The sequence below is a fragment of the Thermomonas sp. genome (genome assembly GCF_023953935.1).
Lineage (GTDB): Bacteria > Pseudomonadota > Gammaproteobacteria > Xanthomonadales > Xanthomonadaceae > Thermomonas.
In genome coordinates this window covers 95931-121492 of the sequence record NZ_JAMLIW010000005.1, presented here as the reverse complement: position 1 = coordinate 121492, position 25562 = coordinate 95931, and the positions used below count along the sequence as shown (strand labels likewise).

Sequence of the window (25562 nt, the reverse complement as noted above, 5' to 3'; positions counted from 1 at the left end):
CGCTGCGAACGAAAAAGCCCGGTCTTTAGGCCGGGCTTTTTCATGGCTGGCCAACGCAGGCCACGGGCCGATCTCAGGCCGAGATCGCCAGCTTCTCCTGCCGGTAGCGCCACACCGCCAGCGCCCACAGCAACGCCGCCAGCGCCAGCGAGCTGACCAGGTACAGGCCCCACTGTTGCAGCGTGGCCGCTTCGCCGCGGGTGATCTTCTGGATCAATTGATTCTGCGACAGGAACGGCACCGCGTACTGCCACAGCGCGGTGTCCTTCAGCGGATAGGCCATCAGCCCGTAAGCCGGCAGCATCGGCAGCATCATCAGCCACATGATGTGGCTCTGCGCTTCCTTCATGCTCTTGGCGCCGGCGGCCAGCGCGGTGATCAGCGCGGTGCCGATCAACACCAGCGGGGTGAGGGTCAGCAGCAGCTTGGCCATGGCGAGGAAGCTCACGTCCATCTGCGCGCCGATGCCGCTGGCCAGGGTGGCTGTCAGCTTGAACGACACCAGAATCAGCAGGATCGAGATCAGCCCGAGCAGGGCCGCCGCCAGCATCTTGCCGCCCACCAATGCCGCCCGCGAGGCCGGGGTGGCCAGCAGCGGTTCCAGCGACTGCCGCTCGCGTTCGCCGGCGGTGGTGTCCATCGCCAGGTGGGCGCCGCCGATGAAGGCGAAGATGGTCAGGATCATCGGCAGCAGGATCGCCATGAACTGGCTGTTCTTGGCTTCCGGCGTGGCCATGTCGCGGGTGCCGACCTTCAGCGGTGAGGCGATCGCAGGATTGATCCCGCGGATCAGCAGCCGCAAAGCGCCGACGCCGTTGCCGTAGTTCTCCAGCACCTTGCTGACCCGGGCCACGGCGACATCGGCATTGCGGCGGGTGGTGTCGGTGATGATGTCGATCTTGGCCGGCTTGCCATTGCGCCAGTCCTCGGCGAAATCCTTGTCGATGGCCAGCGCCAGGTCTTCCTGCTGGGCGCGCACGCGGGCCTCGATGTCGGCCGGTGCGGGCTTGGCATTGATGCCGTAGGCGGCGAGCATCTTGACCAGGTTCGGCGCCTGCTCGATGCCCACCACCGGCAGGCTGATGGGCTTGTCGAGTTGGGTTTCGGTGCGCATCTGGCTGAGCTTGCCGATGCCGAGGAAGATCAGCGGGTACAGCAGCGGTGCCACCAGCAGGCTGAGGAAGAAGGTGCGGCGATCGCGGTAGAAATCGCGCCATTCCTTGCACAGCACGGTCAGCACGGTGGCGAGGAAGCTGTTCGGGTTCATGCGTGCAAGCCCTCCTCGCTGCCGATCAGTTTCACGAAGGCGTCCTCGAGGTTGTCCTCGCCGGCCTGCGCGCGCAGCTCGTCGGGCGTGCCCTGCGCGGCGACCTTGCCGCTGGCGATGATCACGATGCGGTCACACAGGGCGGCGACCTCCTGCATGATGTGGCTGGAGAAGATCACGCAGCGGCCTTCCGCGCGCAGCTCTTTCAGGAAGCCGCGCAGGCCGCGCGTGGTCATCACGTCTAGGCCGTTGGTGGGCTCGTCGAGGATCACGTTCTTCGGGTCATGCACCAGCGCGCGTGCGATCGCGGTCTTGGTGCGCTGTCCCTGCGAAAAGCCCTCGGTGGCGCGATCGAGGAAATCCTCCATCTGCAATGCCGTGGCGAGCTTGGCCGTGCGTTCGGCGATCGCCGCGTCCGTCATGCCGTGCAATTTGCCGAAATAGTCGATGTTCTCGCGCGCGGTCAGGCGCTTGTAGACGCCGCGCGCATCGGGAAGCACGCCGAGGCTGCGGCGCACGCGCTCGGCATCGCTGGCGACGTCGATGCCGTCCACCAGCACACGCCCGGTTTCCGGCGTCATCAGGGTGTAGAGCATGCGCAACGTGGTGGTCTTGCCGGCGCCATTGGGGCCAAGCAGGCCGGTGATCTGGCCGTCGTGGGCGGTGAAGCCGACGTCATCGACGGCAATCACGCGCTGCTTGTCCTTGCCCTTGCCGGGGAAGGTCTTGCGGAGGTGTTCTGCTGTGATCATTTTGGTGGTGATTCGTTAATAGGTGATTTGTGATTCGTGATTCGTGATTGGGTAGAGCGGTGATTGGCGATGCGGTGACCGGGCAACGAAGCGCTCTTGCCCTTTCGAATCACCAATCACCAATCACGGCTCCGCGCCATTGAAGTTGGTGAACGGATAGGCGTAGCCCAGGGTGTCCAGGCAGCGTCCGTCCAGCGCCTTGGCATCGGCTTTTTCGATGAACTGGGCGAACAGCTTGGGCATGCAGCCGGCGCCGATCACGTTGTGGCCCTGGCCCTTGAGCACGAACAGGCGGCCGTTGGGCAATGACTTCACCACTTCCTGGCCGTAGCGCGGCGGTGTCACCGGATCGAACTCGCCTTCCATCAGCAACGCCGGGACGTTGGTTGCGAGCGCGTGGTGGAAATCCGCGGGGACGCTGCCCTTGGGCCAGACCTTGCACATCGCCGCCATGCTTTCCGGCATCGCGTTGCCGAGCACGGTGCCGGCATCCTCGGGGCGCGCCACCATGCTGTCGGCGTCCTCGCTGCAGGTCACCGACATCTGCATGCCCATCGCCATCGCGTCCTTCATTTCGCCGCGCATCATCTTGGTCAGTGCCATCAGGCCTTCGTAGTGGCCGGCATTGGCTTCATGGATGAGCTTGGGCAACAGCCCGCTGGCCAGCGGCATGTAGGCGTACATCCGCACCAGGCCCGCCACGGCATCGGCGGTCAGCGTGCCCTGCTTGGGTTCGCCTTTGGTGGCGTCGCGGTAGGCCACCGTGACCGGCGCAGCGCGCAGGGTGGTCAGCAGGGTGTCGAGTTCGGCGCGCGGGTCGCCCAGCTTGCCCTTGCACACCGGGTCCTTGCTGCACAGCGCGAATTGCAGGGTCAGTGCATCGTCGAGGTTGCGGGCGAAGATATTGCCCAGCCCGAGCGTGTTGGGCACCACCGAATCCAGGACAATACTGCGGGTCTGCGCGGGATGCCGCATCGCGTACTGCTGGGCGACGCGGGTGCCGTAGCTGATGCCGACCAGGTTGACCTGCGCCACCCCGAGCGCGGCGCGCACGGCGTCGAGGTCGGCCACCGCGGCGGTGGTGGTGTAGAAGCGCAGGTCGGCCTTGCTCGCCAGGGCCGCCGCGCATTTGGCCGCCTGCGCCTGGGCGGCAGCCGGCGAGCTGTCGGCATCGTCCGAGGCGTCATCTTCAAGCGCGCAGGACAGCAGGTTGGACTGGCCGGTGCCGCGCTGGTCGATCAGGATCACGTTGCGCTGCTTGCGCACCTCCCGGAACACCGGGTCCAGGCCTGGATAGGTCTCGACCGCCGACTGCCCGGGGCCACCGGCGATGAAGAACACCGGGTCCGGCAGCTTCTCGCCACTGCCGCTTGGCGCCAGCCAGGCGATGTTGAGCTGGATCTTGCGACCCTGCGGATGGCTGCGATCCTCCGGCACTTCGAAACGGGCGCACTGCGCGTCCAGAGTGTCCTTGCTCATCGGCGAGCTGAGGCTGCACGGGGTGAAGGCAATCTTGCCGAACAGCACCGGCTTCAGCGCCTCCACCGGCCCTGCCTGGCGCGCGCTGGTGGTGGCATTTGGATCGGGTTTGGAGTGCATGGCCTTGTAGCCGAAGATCGCCGCGACAGCGACGCTGGCCAGGACAAGTCGGGTTTTGCGGGAGTTCATCGGGACAACCTCGGAGCGTGGTCGTGGTTGGATCGGGAATCAGATCGGATCGGGCAGGAACACGTCCTCGATCCGGCAGGAAAACAGCTTGGCGATGCGGAAGGCCAGCGGCAGCGACGGGTCGTACTTGCCGGTCTCCAGCGCGTTGATGGTTTGCCGCGACACGTCCAGCTGCGCCGCCAGTTCGCCCTGCGACCAGCCCTTGGCATCCCGCAATTCGCGCAGACGGTTGTTCACAGGTAGCGCTTGGTGACAAAGTATTTGGCGACGCCGTAAGTCAGCATCAGCAAGGGAAACACCCAGATCATCGCCGCGCCGGCGTCGAAGTGCAGCACCTTGGCCTTCTCCAGCAGGCCACCGGCGAAATAGACCACCGACACCAGCAGGCTGGCGATGCCGATGGCCTCGGTTTCGATGCGCCGTTGCAATTCGTCGATCTCGCGCAGGTAGCGCAGCGCCGCCAGCAACATGAATGCAATTGGCAGTGCCGGAGTGATGGCGATCAGGGCTCGCAGCGGGACCGAGGCGATCCCCGTCCGCAGCAGCCAGAGTGAGGCAGCAAGGGTCAGCGAATAGCCGATCAGGAACGGCCACAGGGCACGGGCGTAACGACGCCCCGCGGGCTGCGCATACATTTCGTCACAGTGCTCCTGCCACCAGCGCGGCAGCAGGCGCAACATGAGCGCGGCGAAGAGATAGCCGCCGCCGATGGCCAGCCAGGCGATCACGGGCGGCTGCGGCCAGTGCAGCAGCCAGCGCCCGGCACCGGCCAGCGCGAAACACGCCAGCGCGATCCCGACGAAGATGGCCATGATCCGGCGCATGGTCATCGGCGGTTGTCCTTGCCTGCTTTGGCCAGAAAGACGACACCGAGGCAGAAGAACGTGCTGCCAACCGCCAAGAAGGAGAATTGGACGGTGAATGCGAGCGCGAGGAATGCGGCGCCGATCGCCAGCCATGCGGCACCAAGGCGTTTCAGGGTTTCAGGATCGTGCGAGCTGGCCACGGCAATGGCTCTTCGTGTCAAGGATGCTTGACACCACGATACAGGCGTAGAAAAGCGCTTGTCAAGCGTCCTTGACATACGAGTATTCTGAAATCTCTGGGGTGGGCGGCTTGAAGCGGGAAATAAAGGAGGAGGCCGCGTCAGCGGCCGGGGGACATTCCCGCTTCGAGCCGCCCATCCCAGAGATGCGAGAGGCTTGGACTGCGCCGGCGAACGGGAATCCTGGGCACGCACGCCCCCGGCGGCGGCCATCGCTGTGGCCCCCTTTGTTTCGTGCCCAAGATCACCACCCGCCGCCGCCGTCACTTGTTGCTGACGTATTTCTCGCGGCGGATCCTGCCGATCGGCAGGCCGATTTCCTTGAGCATGTCGAAAGTCGCATCGACCATGTCCGGGTTGCCGCACAAATAGGCGATGTCGTGCTCCGGATCCGGGCTCAACTCGGCCAGCACGTTTTGCACGTAGCCGTGGCGCACGTCCGGGTGATCGTGCAGGCAGCCGGGCTTGGGCAATTCCCGCGACAGGCAGGGCAGGTAGCGAAAGCCCGGATGGGTCTGGGCAAACGCGCGGAACTCGGCGCCATAGAGCAGCTCGGCCGGTGAGCGCGCGCCTTGCAGCAAGGCCACCTGTACGCTGCGATCTCGCATCAGTTTTTCCAGCTGCGGCAGCATCGCCCGGTAGGGCGTGACACCGGTGCCGGTGCCGATCAGCAGATAGCGGCGGTTGTCATCATTGGGCATCAGGCAAAACCGCCCGTAGGGGCCGCTGGCCTCCACGTCCTCACCGAGCTGCAGGGCCTCGAACAGCGCGGTGGCGGCGCCGCCGGCGACGTAGCTGACCGCGATGTCCACGCGAGCGTCCGGCGGCGTGTCGAGGGCGCGGCCCAGCGCGATCGAGTAGCTGCGGCGCGCCTCGCTGCCGTCCGCATAGCGGAAATGGATCTGGATGAACTGGCCGGGGATGCAGGGCAAGACCTGGCCATCGTCGCGCTCCAGGGAAAGGTGCGCGACGGTCGGTGCCAACATGCGGCGCGACACGAGTTTGAGCGGAAAGCGCGGGATCGCCACGGTGCTGCAACACAGCGTGGCACCGATGCGGCCACGGGGCTGCCTATACTACCGGCTTCGCGCGGGTCGCCGCGTCAGCAAAGTCGATCCCACCCGTGCCCAACGTCCCCGCCCTGCGCGTTTCCAACCTGTTCAAGACCTACGACGGTGGCGTGCAGGCGCTCAAGGGCGTCAGCCTCGAGGTCGCCCCCGGTGACTTTCACGCCCTGCTCGGCCCGAACGGCGCCGGCAAAAGCACCCTGATCGGGATCGTCAGCGCGCTGGTCAACAAGACCTCGGGTACGGTCGAAGTGTTCGGCATCGACCTCGACGCCGACCGCAGCGGGACCATGCGCCAGATTGGCCTGGTGCCGCAGGAATTCAACTTCAACATGTTCGAAAAGCCGCTGGACATCTGCGTGAACTACGCCGGTTTCTACGGCGTGCCGCGCGCCGAGGCGCTGCGGCGGGCAGAAGAAGAGCTCGGACGCGCCCACCTTTGGGAGAAAGCGCACGCCACCAGCCGCACCCTGTCGGGCGGGATGAAGCGACGGCTGATGATCGCCCGCGCGATGATGACGCGGCCGCGGCTGCTGATCCTCGACGAACCCACCGCCGGCGTGGACATCGAGATCCGCCGCGGCATGTGGAAAACCCTGCAGGAAATCAATTCCACCGGCACCACGATCATCCTCACCACCCACTATCTGGAAGAAGCCGAGAGCCTGTGCCGGGACCTGGCCATCATCGACCACGGCACCATCATCGAGCGCGGGCCGATGAAATCGCTTCTGGCCAAGCTCGACGTCGAGGGCTTCTTGTTCGACGTGGAAGGCGCGCTGCCGGACGCCCTGCCGACGATCGAAGGTGCGTGCCTGGTGGCCCGTGACCCGCAGACGCTGGATCTGGACATGCCCCGCGCGATGGACCTGAACCGGGTGTTCGCCGCCTTCGCGCAGGCCGGGATCCGGGTGCGTTCGATGCGCACCAAGAGCAACCGGCTGGAGGAACTGTTCGTGCGCCTGATCGAGCGCGGCGACGGCGAAGCGGGACACGCCGGGACGGCTGCGTCAATGGACCGGGAGGCTGCGCAATGAGCCATCCCGACCTGGTGGCGCTGGCCACGATTGCGCGCCGCGAGGTGATGCGGATCCTGCGGATCTGGACCCAGACCCTGATTCCGCCGGCGATCACCATGACCTTGTACTTCATGATCTTCGGCGGCCTGATCGGCTCGCGGGTCGGCAAGATGGGTGGACTGGATTACATGGCGTTCATCGTCCCGGGGCTGGTGATGATGAGCGTGATCCAGAACAGCTACGGCAACATTTCCAGTTCGTTCTTCGGCGCCAAGTTCGGCCGCTACATCGAAGAGCTGCTGGTCAGCCCGGCGCCGGACTGGGTGATCCTGGCCGGCTACGTTGCCGGTGCGGTGCTGCGCGGCGTGATGGTCGGCGTGATCGTGATGGCCATTGCGATGCTGTTCACCACGGTCCACGTCGCCCATCCGCTGGTGACGGTGACGGCGGTCCTGCTGGGCGCGGTGATCTTTTCGCTGGCCGGATTCGTCAATGCGGTGTTCGCGAAGAAGTTCGACGACATCGCCATCGTGCCGACCTTCATCCTGACCCCGCTGACCTACCTGGGCGGCGTGTTCTATTCGATCACCCTGCTGCCCTCCTGGGCGCAGACGGCCACCTATGCCAACCCGATCTTCTACATGGTCAACGCCTTCCGCTACGGCCTGCTGGGGCAAAGCGATGTCCAACTGTGGCAGGCCTACGTGCTGATGCTGGCCTTCACCGGCGCGCTGGGCGGGTTCGCGCTGTGGTTGCTGAGGAAGGGCGTGGGCCTGCGCAGTTGAGGCCGCGCGGATTCAGTCCGCGTGGCTTCCTGGCAGCGCCGTGGCGCCGCGGCTGACGGTCGCCTTGCCGTGCCAGCGCCGTGCGATCCAGGTGCCCAGATCATCCAGCACGGTGTAGGCGGCCGGCACCACCAGCAGGCTCAGGGCGGTGGAAGTGACGAGGCCGCCAATCACCGCCCAGGCCATCGGCGCGCGCATGCTGGATTCGCCGGAGAAGCCCAGCGCCAGCGGCAGCATGCCGGCGCCCATTGCAATCGTGGTCATGATCACCGGACGCGCGCGCTTGTGGCAGGCATCCAGCAGCGCCGCGTGCCGCGGCAGGCCGTGTTCGTCTTCGGCCATCACCGCGTAATCCACCAGCAGGATGGAATTCTTGCTGGCGATGCCGATCAACATCAGCAGGCCGATCAGGGCCGGCAGTGACAGCATGTGGCGGGTGATCAGCAGCGCGCCGAACGCCCCCGCCGCGCACAGCGGGATCGCGCTCAGGATCGTCAGCGGCTGCATCGGGTGGCGGAACAGCAGCAGCAGCACCATGTAGATGCAGGTGATGCCGGCCACCATCGCCATCATGAAGCCGGTGAACAGCTCGACGAAAATTTCCGAATCGCCGGTGTTGATGAACGACACCCCCGGCGGCAGCGCTTTCACCGACGGCAACTGCTGCGCCTGCGCCATGACCTCGCCCAGCGGGCGGCCGTTGAGCTCGGCGGTCAGGGTGATGTTGCGCTGGCGCTTGTAGCGGCTGATCACCGAGGGCCCGCTGCCGTCGCGAATGGACGCCACCGCCGCCAGCGGCACCGCGCCATGCGCGCCGGGCACGCGCAGCTGCGCCAGCAGGTCCGGCTGTGCCAGGGTGGCTTGGTCGAAGCCGACGCGAATCGGGATCTGCCGATCGGCCAGATTGAGTTTGGCCATGCGCTGCACGTAGTCGCCGCTGGTGGCGATGCGGGCGGCTTCGGCAATCGCGGTGGTGGACACGCCCAGTTCGGCGGCGCGGGCCGAATCCGGGAAGATCTGCACCTCCGGGCGCAGCAGCGAGGCCGAGGACGACACGCTGCCCAGCCCCGGAAGGGTGCGCAGCTCGCGCTCCACTTTCGCCGCCGAGGCGTACAGCGCGTCGGCATCATCGCCGGCCAGCACCAGCTGCATCAGTTCGCCGGGCTCATTGCTCATGAAGCTCATGCGCACGCCGGGCAGGTTGGCCAGGCGCGTGCGGACCTCCTCTTCCAGCGCACGCTGATTGCGATCGCGGGTCCCGGAAGCGCCCCATTCCAAAGTCAGTACCGCGCGACGCAGATCCGGCAGCCCGCTTTTGCCGGGGTCGCCGAGGTTGGGCACGGAACCAATCTGGGTGAACACCTGCTTGAGTTCGGGAATCGGCTGCAACAGCGCGCGCGCCTGCTCGGCCATGTCGGCGGTGTCCTCGATGCGTGCGCCCGGCGCCAGTTCCAGCGACAGCATGCTGCGGCCCTGGTCGGTCACCGGGATGAACGTGGTGGGGATCAGCGGAATCAGGGCCAGCGAAGCGAGGAACAGCAGCGCCGCCGCGCCCAGGGTCTTCCAGCGGTGGCGCAGCGCCTTGTCCACCCAAGCCAGATAGCGCTGCATCAGCCTGCCGTCGCCTTCCGCGTGCGGCTTGGGCTTGAGCAGGTGCGCGGCCATCATCGGCGTCAGCAGGCGCGCCACCAGCAGCGAGAACAGCACGGCCGTGGCCGCGGTCCAGCCGAATTCGCGGAAAAACTTGCCGGACACGCCGGGCATGAAGGCCACCGGCACGAACACCGCCGCCAGGGTGATGGAGGTGGCGATCACCGCGGTGCCGATTTCGTCGGCGGCATCGCGCGCGGCCTCCAGCGGTTTCTTGCCCATGCCAAGATGGCGGACGATGTTTTCGATCTCGACGATGGCATCGTCCACCAGCAAGCCGATCACCACGCTCAATGCCAGCAGGGTGATCATGTTCAAACTGAAGCCGAGCCACTGGATCACCGCGAAGGTCGGAATGATCGACAGCGGCAGCGCAATCGCCGACACCCAGGTGGCGCGCCAGTCGCGCAGGAACCAGAACACCACCGCCAGCGCCAGCAGCGCGCCTTCCCACAGCATCGTCATCGAGGACGAATACGAGCGCTGGGTTTCTTCCGACATGTCGGTCACTTGCCGGAACGACACCCCGGGGTGCTGCCTGGCCAGCTCGGCCAGCGCTACGCGCACCGCGTCGCGCACCTTCAGCTCATCGGCCCCGCGTGAGCGCGCCAGCGAAAACCCCACCACCGGCTTGCCGTCGAGCAGCGCGAGCTGGGTGGGGTCGGCGCTGCCATCGTGTACCGTGGCCAGTGCGTCCAGCCTTGTGTGCTGGCCGTTGGGCAGGGCAATGCTGAAACCGCGCAGCGCCTGCGCGTCGGCCACCGTGTTGAGCGTGCGCACGCTCTGCTGGCCGCCGTCCTGCTCGGTCTTGCCGCCCGGGCGGTCCACCTGCATCGCCGCCAATTGCTGGTTCACCGCGCCGGCGGTGATGCCCTGCGCCAGCAGCGCCTGCGGATTCAGATCCACGCGAATCTGCCGATCCACGCCGCCGATGCGCGTCACCGCCGCCACGCCATTGACGCCATACAGTGCGCGCGCCACGTAGCGATCGACGAACCACGACACTTCATCCGGCTGCATCGCCGGCGCGTCCACCGCATAGGTGAGCAGCGAGCCGACAATGTCCACCTTCGAAATCACCGGCTCCTGGATGTCCTGCGGCAGGTCCATGCGGATGCGGGTGACGGCGTCCTTGCTGTCGTTCAGTGCCTCCAGCAAATTGGCGTCGATGTGAAATTCAATGACCGTGGTGGACTGGCCATCCACCACCGTGGAAAACACGCGCTTGACGTGATCGAGGGTGGCCACGGCGTCTTCCACCTTGCGCGTCACCTCGGTTTCCAACTGCTGCGGCGAGGCGCCCGGCTGGACGATGACCACCGTCACCATCGGGAAGCTGATGTCGGGAAAGCGCGCCACCGGCAACTGGTGGAAGCCCCACAGCCCCGCCACGCAGAGCACGAAGAACAGCATGATGGCGGGCACCGGGTTGCGGATGCCCCAGCTGGACAGCGTGCCGCCGCCGCTCATCGGGAATTGCCCGCCGCCGGCACCACGCGCACGCGATCGCCTTCGGCCAGGAAGCCGGCACCGGCGCTGACCACGCGGTCACCTGCCTTCAGGCCACTGCGCACTTCGATGCTGTCGCCCTGGGCGCTGCCGGTCTCGATGCGCACTTGCTGCGCGCGCTGGTCGCTGCCCACGCGAAAGGCATAGGCGTGGCCATCCCGGCGCACCACCGCGGTCATCGGGATCATCAGCGCGCTGCCCTGCCCGATGGCAATCCGGCCCTGCACATAGGTGCCGGGCTGCACCGGCCCGGGTTCGGGCAGGTCCACGTAGGCGGTGCCGGTGCGGGTGCTGCTGTCCACCCCGGGCGTGACGGCGCGCACGCGGCCCGTCACACCGCTGCCATCCAGCACCACCGCTTGCCCGGGCTGCACCTGCGCCAGCTGCGCCTCGGGCAGCTCGGCGCGCCATTCCAGCCGGCCTTGGCGGATCAGCCGCAGCAGCTCGCCGCCCGCGCCCACCACCTGCCCGGGCTGCACCAGCCGCCTGGAAATGGTGCCGGCATCCGGTGCGCGCAACTCGGCATAGCTGCGGCGCAGCGCCGCGGCATCGCGCAACGCACGGGCGGTGCCCAGCTGCGCTTCGGCCTGGGTGCGTGCGGCACGCAGTTCATCCAGTGCCATCGCACTGATGTAATGGCCCTGCACCAGCGATTGCCCGCGGGTGTATTTCGAACGGGCCAGCTCGGCCCCGGCCTCGGCCTGATGCAAGGCCGCGTTCGCCTGCGCCAGATCGCTGTCCAGGCTGCGATGGTCGAGTTCCAGCAGCAGCTCGCCCGGACGCACCTGCTGGCCCACGTCCACCAGCAGACGCGTCACGCGCAAGCCGGACAGTTCGACCCCCAACTGCATCTCTTCCCACGCCGCCACCGGGCCGGCGGCCGCCACGCGGCGCTGGATCGGCTGCATCCGTGCCGCGGTGACGCTGACCGCTTGTGCGGAAGCGGCCGTGGGCGCGGTGTTCTGCTTGTGGCAGGCGGTGAAGAGCAGCACCACGCCCAGGGCAAGCACCGGCAGCAACAGACGGGAAGGCGGGCGCATGCGCAACGGTCCGGTGGGGCGAAGGTGCGCAGCCTAACACATAACTAAACCACTGGGTATACTAACTTGCAGCCCGTGCCGGCAAGCGGAAAAACGCTTCGGCGGCAGCGGTGCTGTTGGCCGCAGTGCGCGCCACGTCTTCGCCGCGATCACGCGCCAGTTCCTCAACAATGTGGGCCAGATGCATCGGCTCGTTGCGACGGTCCTTGGGCATCGGCTTGAGCGTGCGCGGCAGCAGGTAGGGCGCATCGGTTTCGACCATCAGGCGCTGCGCCGGAATCGATTTCACCAGTTCGCGCAGGTGTTCGCCGCGGCGCTCGTCGCACACCCAGCCGGTGATGCCGATATGCCAGTCCTGGTCGAGATAGGCGAACAGTTCTTCTCGCGTGCCGGTAAAGCAATGCACCACCACTGGGCCGATGCGGCCATCGAAATTCTTCAACATCGCCATGAAATCGGCATGCGCATCGCGCTGGTGCAGGAACAGCGGCTTTTGCGTGTCCACCGCGATTTGCAACTGCCGTTCGAAAGCCTTGCGCTGCGCCGGACGCGGCGAGAAATCGCGGAAGTAGTCCAGCCCGCATTCGCCCACCGCGACGACTTCCGGATGCGCGTGCAGGGCGCGCATTTCGGCATCGCATTCGTCGGTGTATTCGGTGGCGTGATGCGGGTGCACGCCGGCGGTGGCAAACCACGTGCCGGGACGCGCACGCGCCAGTTCCAGCGCTTTGGGCGAATGCTCGCGCGAGGCGCCGGTGAGGATGGCGCGACGCACGCCGGCGGCCTCGGCACGTTGCCAGACGGCGTCGCGGTCGCGGTCAAAGCTGTCGTGGCCGAGGTTCAGGCCGATGTCGATGAGTTGCATCCGCCTATTGTAGGAGCGCACCGCAGGGGCGCGAACGCTGTGCAGCATCCTGCAAAGGCATCGCGCCCCTGCGGTGCGCTCCTACAATGGCGCGCATGCACTTTCCGATCATGCCGCTGCTGCCGGACATCCTTGCGTCGCTGGCGCAGCATCCACGTTTGGTGCTGGAAGCGCCGCCGGGGGCGGGCAAGACCACGCAGGTGCCGCTGGCCTTGCTGGCGGCCGATTGGCTGGGGGGCAGGAAAATCGTGATGCTGGAACCGCGCCGGGTGGCGGCGCGGGCGGCGGCCGGCTTCATGGCCCGGCAACTCGGGGAAGGCGTTGGCGCGACCGTTGGCTACCGGATCCGGTTCGAAAGCAAGGTCTCGCCACGCACGCGGATCGAGGTCGTCACCGAAGGCATCCTGACCCGGATGTTGCAGGACGATCCCTTGCTGGAAGGGATCGGCGCGATTGTCTTCGATGAGTTCCACGAACGGCATCTGAGTGGCGATCTCGGCCTGGCGCTGGCGCTGGATGTGCAGGCGGGGCTGCGCGAGGACCTGCGGCTGCTGGTGATGTCGGCCACCCTGGACGGCGAAAATCTCGCCAGCTTCCTCGATGCACCACGGTTGTCGAGCGCGGGCCGCAGCTATCCGGTTACGGTCGCGCATTTCCCGGCGCGGCGCGAGGAAGCGCTGGAACAGCAAGTGCGCCGCGCGGTGGAACACGCGCTGGCCGAACATCCCGGCGATGTGCTGGTGTTCCTGCCGGGGCAGCGCGAGATTGCGAAGGTGGAGCGACTCTTGAGCCCCTCTCCCGCCGGGAGAGGGGTTGGGGTGAGGGTGGGGGTGCTGGTGAAATCCTCGCCATCGACCAACCCTCATCCGCCCTTCGGGCACCTTCTCCCGGAGGGAGAAGGAAACAGCGAAGTCGAAATCCTCGTCCTGCACGGCGAGCTCCCGCTCGAACAGCAAACCCGCGTGCTGCAACCCGCGGAGGATGGCCGTCGCCGCGTTGTGCTGGCGACTAACGTGGCGGAATCCTCGGTGACCCTGCCGGGCGTGCGGGTGGTGATCGATGCCGGGTTGGCGCGCGAGCCGAAGTTTGATCCCAACAGCGGCTTCTCGCGCCTGGAGGTGGTGGCGATTTCGCAGGCCAGCGCGGATCAACGCGCCGGCCGCGCCGGGCGCGTGGCCGAGGGTTTCGCCTATCGGCTGTGGCCGCAGTCGCAGCGGCTGGAACCGCAGCGCAGGCCGGAAATTGCGCAGGTGGAGTTGGCCGCATTGGCCTTGGAACTGGCCGCCTGGGGCAGCACGGCGCTGCGCTTCGTCGATGCGCCACCGCCGGGCGCCTTGGCCGCCGGCCGTGAGTTGTTGCAGCGGCTGGATGCATTGGATGGGCAAGGCAGGATCAGCGCGCTCGGCAAACGCATGCTCGCCCTCGGCACCCATCCGCGCCTGGCGGCGATGTTGTTGGCGACGGACGCCCCAAGTCGCGTCGCATTGGCGTGTGATGTGGCAGCGCTGATCGAAGCCCGTGACCCGCTGCGCAGCCGCGGCGACGCCCTGATCGAGCGCTGGCAAGCCCTGGCCGCATTTCGCATGGGGAAGGTGCCTGCGGAGGCCAGCCGCACTGCGCTCGCGGCCATCGACGCAGCGTCCAAACAATGGCGCCGTCGCCTGCGCTGCGACGCACTGCCGCCGCCATCCTCCGCGGCGCATGCGCTGGGCGATGTGTTGGCGCACGCCTTCCCGGATCGCATCGGCAAACAGCATCCGCAGGACCCGCGCCGCTACCTGCTCACCAATGGCCGCACGGCGCGCCTGTTTGATGACAGCGCCTTGTACGGCGAGCCGTGGCTGGTCGCAAGTGAGCTGCGCTTTGAAGCCAAGGATGCGCTGCTGTTGCGCGGTGCGCCGGTGGACGAGATGTATTTGCGCGAAGCCTTCGCCGCACATTTCCGGCAAGGCGATGAGGTGCGTTGGGATGCCGGCAAGCGGGCGCTGGTGAGTGAACGCATCGAACGCTTCGACGGCATCGTGCTGGCTTCGAAATCCGTCGGCAAGGTGGATGCCGCGTTGGCCACGCAAGCCTTGACCGATGCCGTGCGCGAGCTGGGCCTGGCCTGCTTGCCGTGGAGCGACGCGTTGTCGCAATGGCGGATTCGCGTGCAATGCCTGCGCACGTGGATGCCGGAACTGGGCTTGCCCGACCTCTCCGATGCCGCGCTGCTGACGACGCTGGATGGCTGGCTGAAACCCGCCTTCGCCGGCAAGACCCGCCTCGACGCGTTGGACACCAGCGAATTGTCGGAGGCGCTGAAATCCGGCATCGACTGGACGCTGCGCCAGCGCATCGAACAGCTGGCACCCACGCGGATCGCGGTGCCGTCCGGCCTTGATCGCGGCATCGACTATCGATTGGATGACCACGGCCAACCCGCGCCGCCGATATTGGCGGTGAAGTTGCAGGAATTGTTCGGCCTGGCGCAAACACCGCGCGTAGCCGATGGCCGCGTGCCCTTGCTGCTGCACCTGCTTTCACCCGGCGGCAAACCCTTGCAGGTGACGTCGGACCTGGGCAATTTCTGGAACAGCACCTATGCCGAGGTGAAGAAGGAAATGAAAGGCCGCTACCCGCGCCACCCCTGGCCGGACGATCCGTGGAATGCCACGGCCACCCATCGCGCCAAGCCGCGTGGGACGTGAGCGTCGAATCAGAATGGTTTCGCAAATGCCATCGTCATGGTGGCGAAAGCCGGCATGAACGACCGGCAAGGACACACGGAAGCTGCCGCAGGCTGAACGAGCAGGTGGGGACTTGTGAAGCGGGCGCGGTTTCGAGCGATACTCACCAAGTGCCGGGATTTCAAGGAGCGCAACGATGGGCAAGCTGGACAGGGCGCAGGATCGGGCGATGGAGCTGATCGGCGAGATCGGCGATGGGCTGCGCAAGCGGGTGCCGGACAAGGCCGTGCAGTGGGTCGAGACCGGCGCGGCGCTGGGCGCGTTGCGCGCCAGTTCCAAGGTGGCCGGCAGCTTTGTTCGCCGCAATCCGTATCTGGTCGGCGCGGTCGTGGCCGGAGCCGGGCTGCTGTGGCTGGCGGCGCGCCACCAGTCGCGCAAGCGCCAGGTGCAGGAAGCCAGTCTGCTGCGCCAACAGGCGGTGCGCCGCGGCGACTTCGAACAGGACGATTACGGCGTCTGACGCAACGCACTTCATTCGAGGTTGCGTTTGTCCACGCCGTCCGCATTGCTGCAAGCGACGGTCGGCAATTCGACGATGAAACGGGCGCCGCCGCCCGCGCGGTCTTCATACCAGAGCCGGCCCCCGGCGCCGACCACGATCTGTCGGGTCAACGCCAGCCCGAGGCCGTTGGACAGGCCGTCCGGCGCGTCATGCCCGTCGACCCGCTGGAACGGCTTGAACAGAAGGGGTTGAAACGCGGCGGGGACGCCCGGGCCGCGGTCCTGCACCACTAGTTGCCAATGGTCGGGACGCCCCGGAAGACCACCCAAGGCCACTTCCCCGCCGCTGCGCGCGTATTTGAGCGCGTTGCCGATCAGGTTTTCGCCCACGTGGCGCAGCAGCTGTCCATCGATTGCCAGGCAGACGTCCTGCTCGGGGATGTCAGTGCACAGCCGCAGGCCGCGCGCCTCCAGCTGCAATTCGTAGCGTGCTGCCAGCCAGCGCAGGGTATCGCCCAGCGAGGTGCCGGTTTCGGCCGCCCCGTGGTTGCGGCCATCCGGGGATTGGCTTTCCAGATAATCGCGCACGTAGCCCAGGGCCTCGCGCGTGCTCTCTTCGATGATCTGCAGGTAGCGCGGGATGCGCTCCGGCTTGCAGTCCGGCAGCGCCAGCATCTCGCGGGCGAACAGTACCGAAGTCAGCGGATTCTTGATGTCGTGGGCGATCAGGTTGAACAGTTCCTGGCGCTGTCGCAGCGCACGTTCGAGGCGCTCGCGCGCCTGCTTCTGGTGCAGGTGCACGCGCAACCGCGCCAGCAGTTCCTCTTCGTCGAACGGCAGGGCGAGGAAATCGGCAGCGCCGGCGCCGAAGGCCCGCAGGCGCTGGCGCGGAATCTCCTCGCCGCCGCCCAGGACCAGCACCGGCAGCTGCGTGTGCCCGCGGTCTTGCGCCAGAGCCGCCAGCAGCTCGATGCCGGCGGCTTCCTGCGCGGTCGTGTCCAGGAGCACCAGATCCGGGGCGCGGGTGGCAACGGCAATCAGCGCGGCTTCGACGCCCTGCGCCGGGTGCACGGTGTGCCCGGCCTCACGCAACAGTGCCGTCAGCGCCGGGGCTTCACCTTCCAGCGAAACGATCAGGATGCGGCCAGTGCTGGCAGAAGAGTCAGGCACCCCGAAGGGGCTCCCGTTCCTGAATGGACTGGCTACGGTAGCAAACGCCAGCGGCCGCGACCATGCCGATGGGCAGAACGCTCAGGCGCTGCAATCGCGCCAGTGACCGGGGCGCAGGTCGTGCAGTCGGTGCGCGCCGATGGCGATCCGCACCAGCCGCAGGGTCGGCAGCCCGACCGCCGCGGTCATCCGCCGCACCTGGCGGTTGCGACCTTCGCGCAGCGTCAATTCCAGCCAGCCGTCGGGGACCGTCTTGCGAAACCGCACCGGCGGATCGCGTGGCCACAGCGCGGGTGGCTCGATGGCTTGCACTTGCGCAGGCAGGGTGGGGCCATCCTTGAGCAGCACGCCAGCACCCAGTGCCTGTACCTGCGCGTCCGACGGCGTGCCTTCCACCTGCACCCAATAGGTCTTCGCTTGCTTGTGGCGCGGGTCGGTGAACCGATGCGCCAGACGACCGTCATCGGTCAGCAACAACAAGCCCTCGGAATCGAAATCCAGCCGACCTGCCGGGTACACGTCCTTGGGCAAGCCGAACTCGGCCAGCGTCCGCCGCGCCGGTACGCTGCGGTCGGTGAACTGGCAGAGCACGCCGTAGGGCTTGTTGAAGGTGATGAGCATGGAGGGTGGGGATTGGTGATTGGTGATTTGAAAAAGCGCAAGGATGCCGCGAATGCTCTTCCCAATCCCGAATCACCAATCACCAATCACGGTCGCACAAACCGCAGCGTCATCCGGTCGCTCTCGCCGATGGCCTTGTATTTGGCGTCGTCAGCCGCGTCGTGGCTATTGGTCGGCGGCAGGGTCCACACGCCGTTGGGGTGGTGGGTGTCGTCGCGCGGATTGGCATTGATCTCGCTTTTATCTTCCAGCACGAAGCCGGCCTGGGTGGCCAGTTGGATGATCAGGTCTTCGGTCAGGTAGCCGCTTTTCTTCATCGTCTCCAGATCGGTGCCGGGCTTGGCGCGGTGGTCGACCACGCCCAGCGTGCCGCCTGGCTTGAGCACGTCGAAGAAGGCCTTGAAGTAGGCCTCGGCATTGCCATCGGCCACCCAGTTGTGGGCATTGCGGAAGGTCAGCACGGTGTCGGCCGAATTGGCCGGACCAAACTGCGGCGCACTGGCGTCGAAGGCGCGCAGGTCCGGCTGTCCGTACACGTCCGGGCTTGCGGCGAACTTCTCGCGCAGGGTCTTGTTGAGCGCGTAGCGATAGCCCGGCTGGCCGGTGATGGCGTCGTCCCAGACCGCCGCGACGTAGTGGCCGTGCGCGCGCAGGTAGGGCGCGAGGATGTCGGCGTACCAGCCGCCGCCGGGGGTGATCTCGATGGCGGTTTCATCCGGCTGCACGCCGAAGAAGGCCAGAGTCTGGCCGGGATGGCGGTAGCGGTCGCGCAGCACGTCGGCCGGTGCGCGCCAGGCGCCGGCCAGTGCGGCGTCCAGTGCTACACCCGGTGCAGCGACGGGTGCAGCGGTGGCGGCTGGAGGTGATGCTTGCTGCGCTTGCGTGGCGGCGGCTGCAACCAGCAGACACAGCCCGAGGCTGGCAGCGAGTGTGATCGAGCGAATCATGCGGATGTCCTGGGCAGGCGGAAGCACCAGCCTACCCGCTGCTGGCAGAAGATGTGCTGAAGAACCGCCGCCCCGGCGTTCCCGCGCACGCGGGATCCCATGCGGTGGCGGTTGGGCCTTTCGCCCAGAGTGACCGGCGTTCCCGCGCAGGCGAGAACCCATTCAGGGATTCGCCGCCTCGCGTACGCGCATATCGTCGTTCCCGCGCAGGCGGGAACCCATGGACGTTGCTGTTTTCAGGCAATCCGCATCCGCCCGTCGTTCCCGCGCACGCGGGAATGACGGCAACAGCCACCGCGGGGAAGACGCATCCTCCGCGAGGATGGCGGTGCCTTTCGGTGCCGCCGACTGCACCAGGCGGTGCGTGCTCAGCTGTTCGCCAAGCCCGCCAGCGCCGCGTTGAGCGTGGGCGAAGGCCGCATCGCCGCCGCCAACTTGGCATTGTCCGGATGGTAGTAGCCGCCAATGTCCACCGGCTTGCCCTGCACGTTGATGAGCTCTTCGACGATCTTCGTCTCGTTGTCGGCCAGCGCCTTTGCCAGCGGCGCGAAATTGGCCGCCAGCGCCGCGTCGGCGGTCTGTGCCGCCAGCGCCTGTGCCCAATACAGCGCCACGTAGAAATGGCTGCCGCGATTGTCGATGGTGCCGAGTTTGCGGCCGGGCGAACGGTCGTTGTCGAGGAACTGCGAATTGGCTGCATCCAGCGCATCGGCCAGCACCTGCGCGGCGGCGTTGCCGCTGACGTTGGCCAGGTGTTCGAACGAGGCCGCCAGCGCCAGGAACTCGCCCAGCGAATCCCAGCGCAGGTAGTCTTCGGCAAGGAACTGCTGGACGTGCTTGGGCGCGCTGCCGCCGGCGCCGGTTTCGAACAGGCCGCCGCCGGCCATCAGCGGCACGATCGACAGCATCTTGGCGCTGGTGCCGAGCTCGAGGATCGGGAACAGGTCGGTGAGGTAGTCGCGCAGCACGTTGCCGGTGGCGGAGATGGTGTCCTGCCCGGCGCGCACGCGCTTGAGGGTGTGGCGCATCGCCTCCTCGGGGCTGAGGATGCGGATGTCGAGACCATTGGTGTCGTGGTCATTGAGATAGAGCGCGACCTTGGCGATCAAGCCGCGGTCGTGGTCGCGCTGCGGATCCAGCCAGAACACCACCGGCGTGTTCGACAGGCGGGCGCGGCTCACCGCCAGCTTCACCCAGTCGCGGATCGGCGCGTCCTTGGTCTGGCACATGCGCCAGACATCGCCGGCACGGACCTTGTGCTGCAGCATCACCGTGCCTTGTTCGTCGACCACCCGCACCAGCCCGTCGCCGCTGATCTTGAAGGTCTTGTCGTGGCTGCCGTATTCCTCGGCCGCCTGCGCCATCAGGCCGACATTGGGCACGCTGCCCATCGTGGCCGGGTCGAACGCGCCGTGCTGCTTGCAGTCGTCGATGACCACCTGGTAGATGTCGGCGTAGTTGCGGTCCGGCAGTACCGCTTTCACGTCCTGCAGTTCGCCCTTGGCATTCCACATCTTGCCGCCGTCGCGGATCATGGCCGGCATCGAGGCGTCCACGATCACGTCGGACGGCACGTGCAGGTTGGTGATGCCCTTGTCGGAATTGACCATCGCCAGCGCCGGCCGTTCGCGGTACAGCGCGTCGATATCGGCCTCGATCTCGGCGCGTTTGGCCTCCGGCAGCTGGCCCAGCCTGGCGTACAGGTCGCCGATGCCGTTGTTGGGGTCAAAGCCCAATTCGGCGATGGTCTTGGGGTGCTTGTCCAGCACCGGCGCATAGAAGCGGCTGACCGCGATCCCGAACATGATCGGGTCGGAGACCTTCATCATCGTCGCCTTCAGGTGCAGCGAGAACAGCACGCCTTCGCGCTTGGCGTCCTCGATCTGGGCATCGATGAAATCGGCCAGCGCCTTGGCGCTGAGCGCGGTGGCGTCGATCACCTCGCCGGCCTGCACTTGCAGCGGCGCGCGCAGCGGGAAGGTGCTGCCGGTGGCGCTGACGAACTCGATCCGGATCGTGCTCGGGTTGGCCAGCGTATAGGACTGCTCGCTGCCGTAGAAATCGCCGTAGTCCATGTGCGCGACGTGGGTCTTCGACGCCGGGCTCCACGGCGCCATCCGGTGCGGATGCTTCTTCGCGTAGGCCTTCACCGCCTTGGGCGCACGGCGGTCGGAATTGCCCTCGCGCAGCACCGGGTTCACCGCGCTGCCCTTGACCCGGTCGTAGCGCGCCTTGATGTCCTTGTCGGTTTCACCCACCGGCGCGTCGGGGTAATCCGGCAGCGGGTAGCCCTCGTCCTGCAGCTCCTGGATCGCCGCCTGCAATTGCGGCATCGACGCGCTGATGTTGGGCAGCTTGATGATGTTGGCGTCCGGCGTTTTCGCCAGCGCGCCCAGTTCGCGCAAGTCGTCGGGCACCGCCTTGTCGCCCAGCAGGTCGGGGAATTGCGCCAGGATCCGCGCCGCCAGCGAGATGTCGCGCGTCTCCACCGCCACCCCCGCCGTCTTCGCGTAGGCCTGCACGATCGGCAGGAACGAGGCGGTGGCCAGGTACGGCGCTTCGTCGGTCAGGGTGTAGAGGATCTTGGACATGGCGGCTCGCGCGGGCGGGAAAGTCCGCCATTGTCGCGCATCCGCGGCGACGGGAAAACGCGGCGCAGGCGGCGGGCTTCAGCGGCTGGTGGCGGTCGCCGCCGACGCCGGGGTGGCCTGCGGCGCGGCGGGCACCGGGGCGGGCGTTGGCGCAGCGGGGGCCTGCGGCGGCGCGGGGGGTGCCACGATCTCGAATTGCCGGGTCTGGGCCAGCGCGCCGTCCAGCAGCACCTGCAGCCGGTAGATGCCGGCCGGCCAGCCGTCCGGCTTGCGCAGCGCAAATGCCGTCACGCCGGGCGCGGTGAAGGCCAGCATCTTCGATTCCGCCAGCACCGGCTGTTCGGTCGGGCCGAAGCTCCATTTCACGCCGACCCTGTGCGCCGCGGTGAGGTCCCGCCCGGCGTAGGCAACCGATGCGTACAGGGTGTCGCCGGGCGCGAAGGCCAGCAGCGGCCGCAGCACCCGCTGGTCGGGGCCGAGCGCGTTGCCCAGGTCCACTCCGGTGATGTGCGGCGCCAGGTCGGGCGTGGCGACGGTGGCGCTGGCGGCAGGCGGCGCCGGTTCGGTCGCGGTCGGTGTCGGCGTCGGCGTCGGCTGGCGGCAGCCGCCCAGCAGCAGCGCCAGCGCGATTCCGCAGCCCGCTCCGACGATGCGTCGCATCGCGCTACTGCCGCTGCGCTCGCCGCGGCGGCGGCGGCGGCGTGCCGGGCGTGGCCCGCCACGGGTTGATGTCGAGGCCACCGCGCCGGGTGTAGCACGCTTCCACCGCCAGCCACAGCGGCGCGCAGCGCGCCCGCACGTCGATGAAGATGCGCTCGACGCACTGCTCGTGGAATTCGGCGTGCTCGCGGAAGCTGACCAGATAGCGCAGCAACCCGGAGCGGTCGATTCTCGGCCCGCGATAGTGCAGGCACAGATCGGCCCAGTCCGGTTGCCCCGTCACCGGGCAGTTGGACTTGAGCAGGGCGCTGCACAGGGTTTCTTCCACCACGGCGCCAGCGGCGGACAGCAGCGCCGGGTCCGGCGGCCCGTAGCGGTCGATGGCGATATCCAGCGAGTCGATGCTCTCGCCTGCCGCAGCGGCGTCCGGCGTCGGTGTCCCGAACGCCAGCGCCACCGGCGCGCCCGCCGTCGCCGTCAGGTCGGTTTCGATCCGCGCCCGCAGCGCTTGGGCATCCACGAAGCGCGCGGCGTTGAGCGAGTTGAGATACAGCTTGAGCGATTTGGATTCGATCAGGCGGGGCGAATCGGCCGGCACCCACAGCGTGGCCGTCGCCACCTGCGGCTTACCGCGCGCATCCAGCCACGACAGCTCCCAGGCCTGCCAGCGGTCATGGCCGACGAACGGCAGCGCCGCGTCTTGCGCCAGCCCCAGCGCCGCCCGGCCGACCTGGCGCGGAATCGGGCACAGCAGGCCGGGGTCGTAGCGGGTCGGGTAAGCAACCTCACGGCCGAGCGGAGAAGGGATGCCAATGCCGGCGTTCATGAGCCGTGGTGGGCCTTGGTCAGGTAATCGGTGGACTGCATTTCGATCAGGCGCGAGGCGGTGCGCTCGAACGCGCCGGCAATCCGCTCGCCGGCATACAGTGCCATTGGCGCGGCCTGCGCGGTACACACCAGTTTGACGTGGCGGTCGTAAAGCTCGTCGATCAGGTTGACGAAACGCCGCGCCGCGTCGTCGCGGCTGGCGTCCAGACGCGGGATGCCGCCCAGCAGCACGGTGTGGAACTCGCTGGCGATCTCGATGTAGTCGGCGCTGCCGCGCGGGCCTTCGCACAGGGCGTCGAAATCGAACCAGCACAGCCCGGCGCTGCGCGCCCGCACCGGGATCCGCCGGCCCTCGATCATGATCCCGGCGTCGCGATGCGCGGCATCGCCGCCCAGTTCGTGCCAGCGCTGCGCCAGCCAGTCCTCGGACTGCACATCCAGCGGCGCACGGTAGACCGGCGAGCGGGTCAGCGCCCGCAGTCGGTAGTCGGTGGCGCTCACCAGTTCCAGCACCTGGCAGCGCTGCTGGATCAGATCGATCGCGGGCAGGAAACGCGCCCGCTGCAGGCCGTCCTTGTACAAGTCCGCCGGCGCCGAGTTCGAGCTGGTCACCAGCGTCACGCCCTCGGCGAACAGCCGTTCCAGCAGCCGCGCCAGCAGCATGGCGTCGCCGATGTCGATCACGAAGAATTCGTCCAGCACCAGCACCTGCAGGGTCTTGCGCCATTCACGGGCGATCAGCGCCAGCGGATCGGTCTGGTCGGCGTGCGCGCGCAGCCCCGCATTCACCTCACGCATGAAGCGGTGGAAGTGGGTGCGGCGTTTCTTCGCCAGCGGCAGCCCGGCGTAGAACAGGTCGATCAGGAAGGTCTTGCCGCGCCCGACCCCACCCCACAGATACAGCCCGCGCACCGGCTCCGGAGGATGCGCGCCCAGCAGCCGGCGCAGCCGCCCGGGCGCGGGCGGGGCCGCCAGCAGTTCGGTATGGATGCGATCCAGCGCCGCCAGCGCCGCGCGCTGGGCCGGGTCGTCCTGCCAGTCGCCGCGCGCCACGCCCTCGATGTAGCGTTGCGAAGGAAGCGCCGCTGCGCTCATGCCGAAGGCGGCGCCGGCAGCCAGCCGCGGACGCCATTCTTGACCGCGCCGCGCAGGTCCATCAGCTTGCGATGGAAGAAATGGCTGGCCCCTTCGATCTCGACCAGCTGCGGCGGCTTCGGCAGCGCCGCCGCCCACTGCCGCACCGCCGCGGGATCGACGATCTCATCGACATCGCCCTGAAGCAGCAGCCACGGCACGGTTGGCAGCGCGATGCCCTCGAACGCCCAGCTGCGCCCCACCGGCGGCGCAATCGTGATCAGCGCCGCCGCCCCCAGTTCCGCCGCCGCCCGCAGCGCGATCCAGGCCCCGAAGCTGAACCCGGCCAGCCACAGCGCGTGGTCGGGATGGCGTTCGCGCGCCCAGCGCGCCACCGCCCGCAGATCGTCCAGTTCGCCGCGGCCTTCATCGAAGTGACCTTCCGAACCACCCACCCCGCGGAAATTGAAGCGCAGCGTCGCCACCCCCGATTCGCGCAGCGCGCGCGCGGTCATCGTCACCACCTTGTTGTGCATGGTGCCGCCTTCGGTCGGCAGCGGATGGCAGACGATCGCCAACACGTTCTGTGCTGGCGCCGGCGCCGGCGTCAGCGCGGCCTCGATGCGGCCGGCCGGGCCGGGGATGACAAGCGGTTCGGTGCCATCCGTCGCTGGGGCATTGACTGCACTCATGGGCCGATTCTGCCAGAGGCGGGGTCAGGGCGATGGCAAGCCATGCGCTGGCCGAGGCGTGGCATCGGCGCAAGAGCGCCCCCACCCGGCGCTGCGTGCCACCTGCAATGGGGCGAGGGAGACAAGCGCCCGCCCAGCGCTTCCGTCTTTCCCTTCTCCCCGCTCGCGGGGGTGAAGAGGAGCGCTTGCGAACCACCGGTTCGCGCGACGATGAACGCCGGAGCGCTGTGCGCGAAGGCCGGGCACGAAGTGAGGTGGCCGCAGAGCCTGCCCCCGCGAAGGCGGGGGCAGGATGAGGGGCAGCGCGAAGCGTTCCGATCGCGCCCCTCGGCTTGCGGCCTCGGTGCGCTCCTACTTGCTCTGCGCCACCATGTATTCCACCGCAGCCTTCATCTGCTCGTCGGTCAGGGCGGCGTTGCCGCCGCGCGCCGGCATGGTGCCGGTCGTGCCGGTGAAGCCGGCGATGGCCTTCTTGATCAGCTCGTCCAGGCCCTGCGCGGCCACCCGCGCGCCGATCCCGGCCGCGTCGAGCTTGGGCGCGCCGCCGACGCCGCCGGTGTGGCAGGCGGTGCAGGGGCCGTCATTGAAGATCATCGCGCCGTCGGTGCTGCCACCAAACGGCACGTTGGCCGTGGCGGCGGCTTGTTCAGCCGCGGCGGCCGCGGCTTGCTGCGCCGCGCCGGTGGCGCCGGCGTAAACCGCGCCCTCCGGCGCGATCCGGTCCAGCGTGCTGCGCACCGCGCCGGGATCGGCCGGGTAGACCTTCTTTCCATTCAGGTAGTGCGCGAACAGCGCCAGCCCGACCCCCACTGCGACCAGAAACGCGATGAGGATGGAGAACTTCTTCAGGAAAACGAGATCGAGCGCGCGCACGGAATACCCCTGGGATCGTGGCCGACAGCGGCCTTGGCCTGCCCGATTATTCCAGAACCGGCCCGCGCAGGTCGAGGGTGGCCCGTATTCAGCTTTTCCGAAGCCTGCACGGCACTGCGATGGTGTTCGGCCTGCTTGCGCCGCCCGTGGCCGGTTTCAGGGACCGACTGCGTATTGCGAAGTTGACAGGCATCACCATTTACGGCGTAAATGGCAGGCAGGGGAGGGGCCGCGCCTCATTGGGCGCGTGTCTGCGAGCTTTTGGATGA

General features: G+C 67.6%; 23 protein-coding genes. 4 read left to right on the top strand and 19 right to left on the bottom strand.

Features of this window, described 5'->3' with window-relative positions:
* Positions 1–73 precede the first annotated feature (73 nt).
* The 7 genes from M9902_RS07340 to M9902_RS07310 all read right to left on the bottom strand — a co-directional run bounded on the left by M9902_RS07340 (position 74) and on the right by M9902_RS07310 (position 5787).
* Complete coding sequence (locus M9902_RS07340; protein WP_297221890.1) at positions 74–1267, bottom strand: ABC transporter permease; 1194 nt, start codon at positions 1265–1267, stop codon at positions 74–76.
* Positions 1264–2019 (bottom strand): ATP-binding cassette domain-containing protein, encoded by a 756-nt coding sequence (locus tag M9902_RS07335; RefSeq protein WP_297174724.1) that lies wholly within the window; start codon positions 2017–2019, stop codon positions 1264–1266. The genes M9902_RS07340 and M9902_RS07335 overlap by 4 nt, the downstream gene beginning before the upstream one ends.
* 123 nt (positions 2020–2142) lie before the next feature.
* Positions 2143–3687: an alpha/beta hydrolase gene (locus tag M9902_RS07330; RefSeq protein ID WP_297221887.1), complete on the bottom strand. Its 1545-nt coding sequence runs from the start codon at positions 3685–3687 to the stop codon at positions 2143–2145.
* 39 nt (positions 3688–3726) lie between these two features.
* Entirely contained in the window at positions 3727–3924 is a 198-nt protein-coding gene (locus M9902_RS07325; protein ID WP_297174718.1) for a helix-turn-helix transcriptional regulator, read from the bottom strand.
* The gene (locus M9902_RS07320) at positions 3921–4517 is read right to left on the bottom strand and encodes a hypothetical protein (RefSeq protein ID WP_297174715.1); all 597 of its coding nucleotides are present in this window, start codon (positions 4515–4517) and stop codon (positions 3921–3923) included. Before M9902_RS07320 ends, M9902_RS07325 begins: the two co-directional genes overlap by 4 nt.
* Entirely contained in the window at positions 4514–4693 is a 180-nt protein-coding gene (locus tag M9902_RS07315) for a hypothetical protein (RefSeq protein ID WP_297174713.1), read from the bottom strand. The genes M9902_RS07320 and M9902_RS07315 overlap by 4 nt, the downstream gene beginning before the upstream one ends.
* A gap of 302 nt (positions 4694–4995) precedes the next feature.
* On the bottom strand, positions 4996–5787 hold the full coding sequence (locus M9902_RS07310) for an FAD-binding oxidoreductase (protein ID WP_297174736.1): 792 nt from the start codon (positions 5785–5787) through the stop codon (positions 4996–4998).
* 59 nt (positions 5788–5846) lie between these two features.
* On the opposite strand from M9902_RS07310, the gene M9902_RS07305 reads away from it, so the two are divergent.
* Together M9902_RS07305 and M9902_RS07300 are read left to right on the top strand one after the other, a co-directional pair.
* A complete protein-coding gene (locus M9902_RS07305; RefSeq protein WP_297174733.1) occupies positions 5847–6836 on the top strand; it encodes an ABC transporter ATP-binding protein in 990 nt (329 codons plus the stop codon).
* Positions 6833–7603: an ABC transporter permease gene (locus M9902_RS07300; protein WP_297174710.1), complete on the top strand. Its 771-nt coding sequence runs from the start codon at positions 6833–6835 to the stop codon at positions 7601–7603. The genes M9902_RS07305 and M9902_RS07300 overlap by 4 nt, the downstream gene beginning before the upstream one ends.
* Before the next feature lie 12 nt (positions 7604–7615).
* Here M9902_RS07300 and M9902_RS07295 read toward each other — a convergent pair whose 3' ends face one another.
* The 3 genes from M9902_RS07295 to M9902_RS07285 form a co-directional block, all read right to left on the bottom strand.
* Positions 7616–10723, bottom strand: coding sequence for an efflux RND transporter permease subunit (locus M9902_RS07295; protein WP_297221885.1), 3108 nt, complete (start codon positions 10721–10723; stop codon positions 7616–7618).
* Positions 10720–11802 carry an efflux RND transporter periplasmic adaptor subunit gene (locus M9902_RS07290; protein WP_297174704.1) on the bottom strand — a complete coding sequence of 361 codons (1083 nt, stop codon included), beginning with the start codon at positions 11800–11802 and terminating at the stop codon, positions 10720–10722. Before M9902_RS07290 ends, M9902_RS07295 begins: the two co-directional genes overlap by 4 nt.
* A 61-nt stretch (positions 11803–11863) precedes the next feature.
* Positions 11864–12667 (bottom strand): TatD family hydrolase, encoded by an 804-nt coding sequence (locus M9902_RS07285; protein ID WP_297174701.1) that lies wholly within the window; start codon positions 12665–12667, stop codon positions 11864–11866.
* Between the two features lie 86 nt (positions 12668–12753).
* Between M9902_RS07285 and hrpB the strand changes: the two genes are divergently transcribed.
* Together hrpB and M9902_RS07275 are read left to right on the top strand one after the other, a co-directional pair.
* Positions 12754–15357 (top strand): ATP-dependent helicase HrpB, encoded by a 2604-nt coding sequence (hrpB, locus tag M9902_RS07280; protein ID WP_297221882.1) that lies wholly within the window; start codon positions 12754–12756, stop codon positions 15355–15357.
* A 175-nt stretch (positions 15358–15532) separates the two neighbouring features.
* Positions 15533–15856: a hypothetical protein gene (locus M9902_RS07275; protein ID WP_297221880.1), complete on the top strand. Its 324-nt coding sequence runs from the start codon at positions 15533–15535 to the stop codon at positions 15854–15856.
* An 11-nt stretch (positions 15857–15867) separates the two neighbouring features.
* Here M9902_RS07275 and M9902_RS07270 read toward each other — a convergent pair whose 3' ends face one another.
* The 9 genes from M9902_RS07270 to M9902_RS07230 all read right to left on the bottom strand — a co-directional run bounded on the left by M9902_RS07270 (position 15868) and on the right by M9902_RS07230 (position 25293).
* Positions 15868–17007, bottom strand: a complete 1140-nt coding sequence (locus tag M9902_RS07270; RefSeq protein ID WP_297221879.1) for a hybrid sensor histidine kinase/response regulator — start codon at positions 17005–17007, stop codon at positions 15868–15870.
* 81 nt (positions 17008–17088) lie between these two features.
* Positions 17089–17628: a pseudouridine synthase gene (locus M9902_RS07265; protein ID WP_297221877.1), complete on the bottom strand. Its 540-nt coding sequence runs from the start codon at positions 17626–17628 to the stop codon at positions 17089–17091.
* An 86-nt stretch (positions 17629–17714) separates the two neighbouring features.
* A complete protein-coding gene (locus M9902_RS07260; protein WP_297174686.1) occupies positions 17715–18575 on the bottom strand; it encodes a methyltransferase in 861 nt (286 codons plus the stop codon).
* 368 nt (positions 18576–18943) lie between these two features.
* Positions 18944–21166, bottom strand: coding sequence for an NADP-dependent isocitrate dehydrogenase (locus tag M9902_RS07255; protein WP_297221874.1), 2223 nt, complete (start codon positions 21164–21166; stop codon positions 18944–18946).
* A gap of 78 nt (positions 21167–21244) precedes the next feature.
* Complete coding sequence (locus M9902_RS07250; protein WP_297221872.1) at positions 21245–21826, bottom strand: hypothetical protein; 582 nt, start codon at positions 21824–21826, stop codon at positions 21245–21247.
* Positions 21827–21830: 4 nt separating this feature from the next.
* On the bottom strand, positions 21831–22652 hold the full coding sequence (queF, locus tag M9902_RS07245) for an NADPH-dependent 7-cyano-7-deazaguanine reductase QueF (protein WP_297221870.1): 822 nt from the start codon (positions 22650–22652) through the stop codon (positions 21831–21833).
* Positions 22649–23749, bottom strand: coding sequence for a cell division protein ZapE (gene zapE / locus M9902_RS07240; protein WP_297170409.1), 1101 nt, complete (start codon positions 23747–23749; stop codon positions 22649–22651). The genes queF and zapE overlap by 4 nt, the downstream gene beginning before the upstream one ends.
* Positions 23746–24420, bottom strand: a complete 675-nt coding sequence (locus M9902_RS07235) for an alpha/beta fold hydrolase (RefSeq protein WP_297221867.1) — start codon at positions 24418–24420, stop codon at positions 23746–23748. The genes zapE and M9902_RS07235 overlap by 4 nt, the downstream gene beginning before the upstream one ends.
* 351 nt (positions 24421–24771) lie before the next feature.
* Positions 24772–25293: a c-type cytochrome gene (locus M9902_RS07230; RefSeq protein WP_297221865.1), complete on the bottom strand. Its 522-nt coding sequence runs from the start codon at positions 25291–25293 to the stop codon at positions 24772–24774.
* Between the last annotated feature and the right edge of the window lie 269 nt (positions 25294–25562).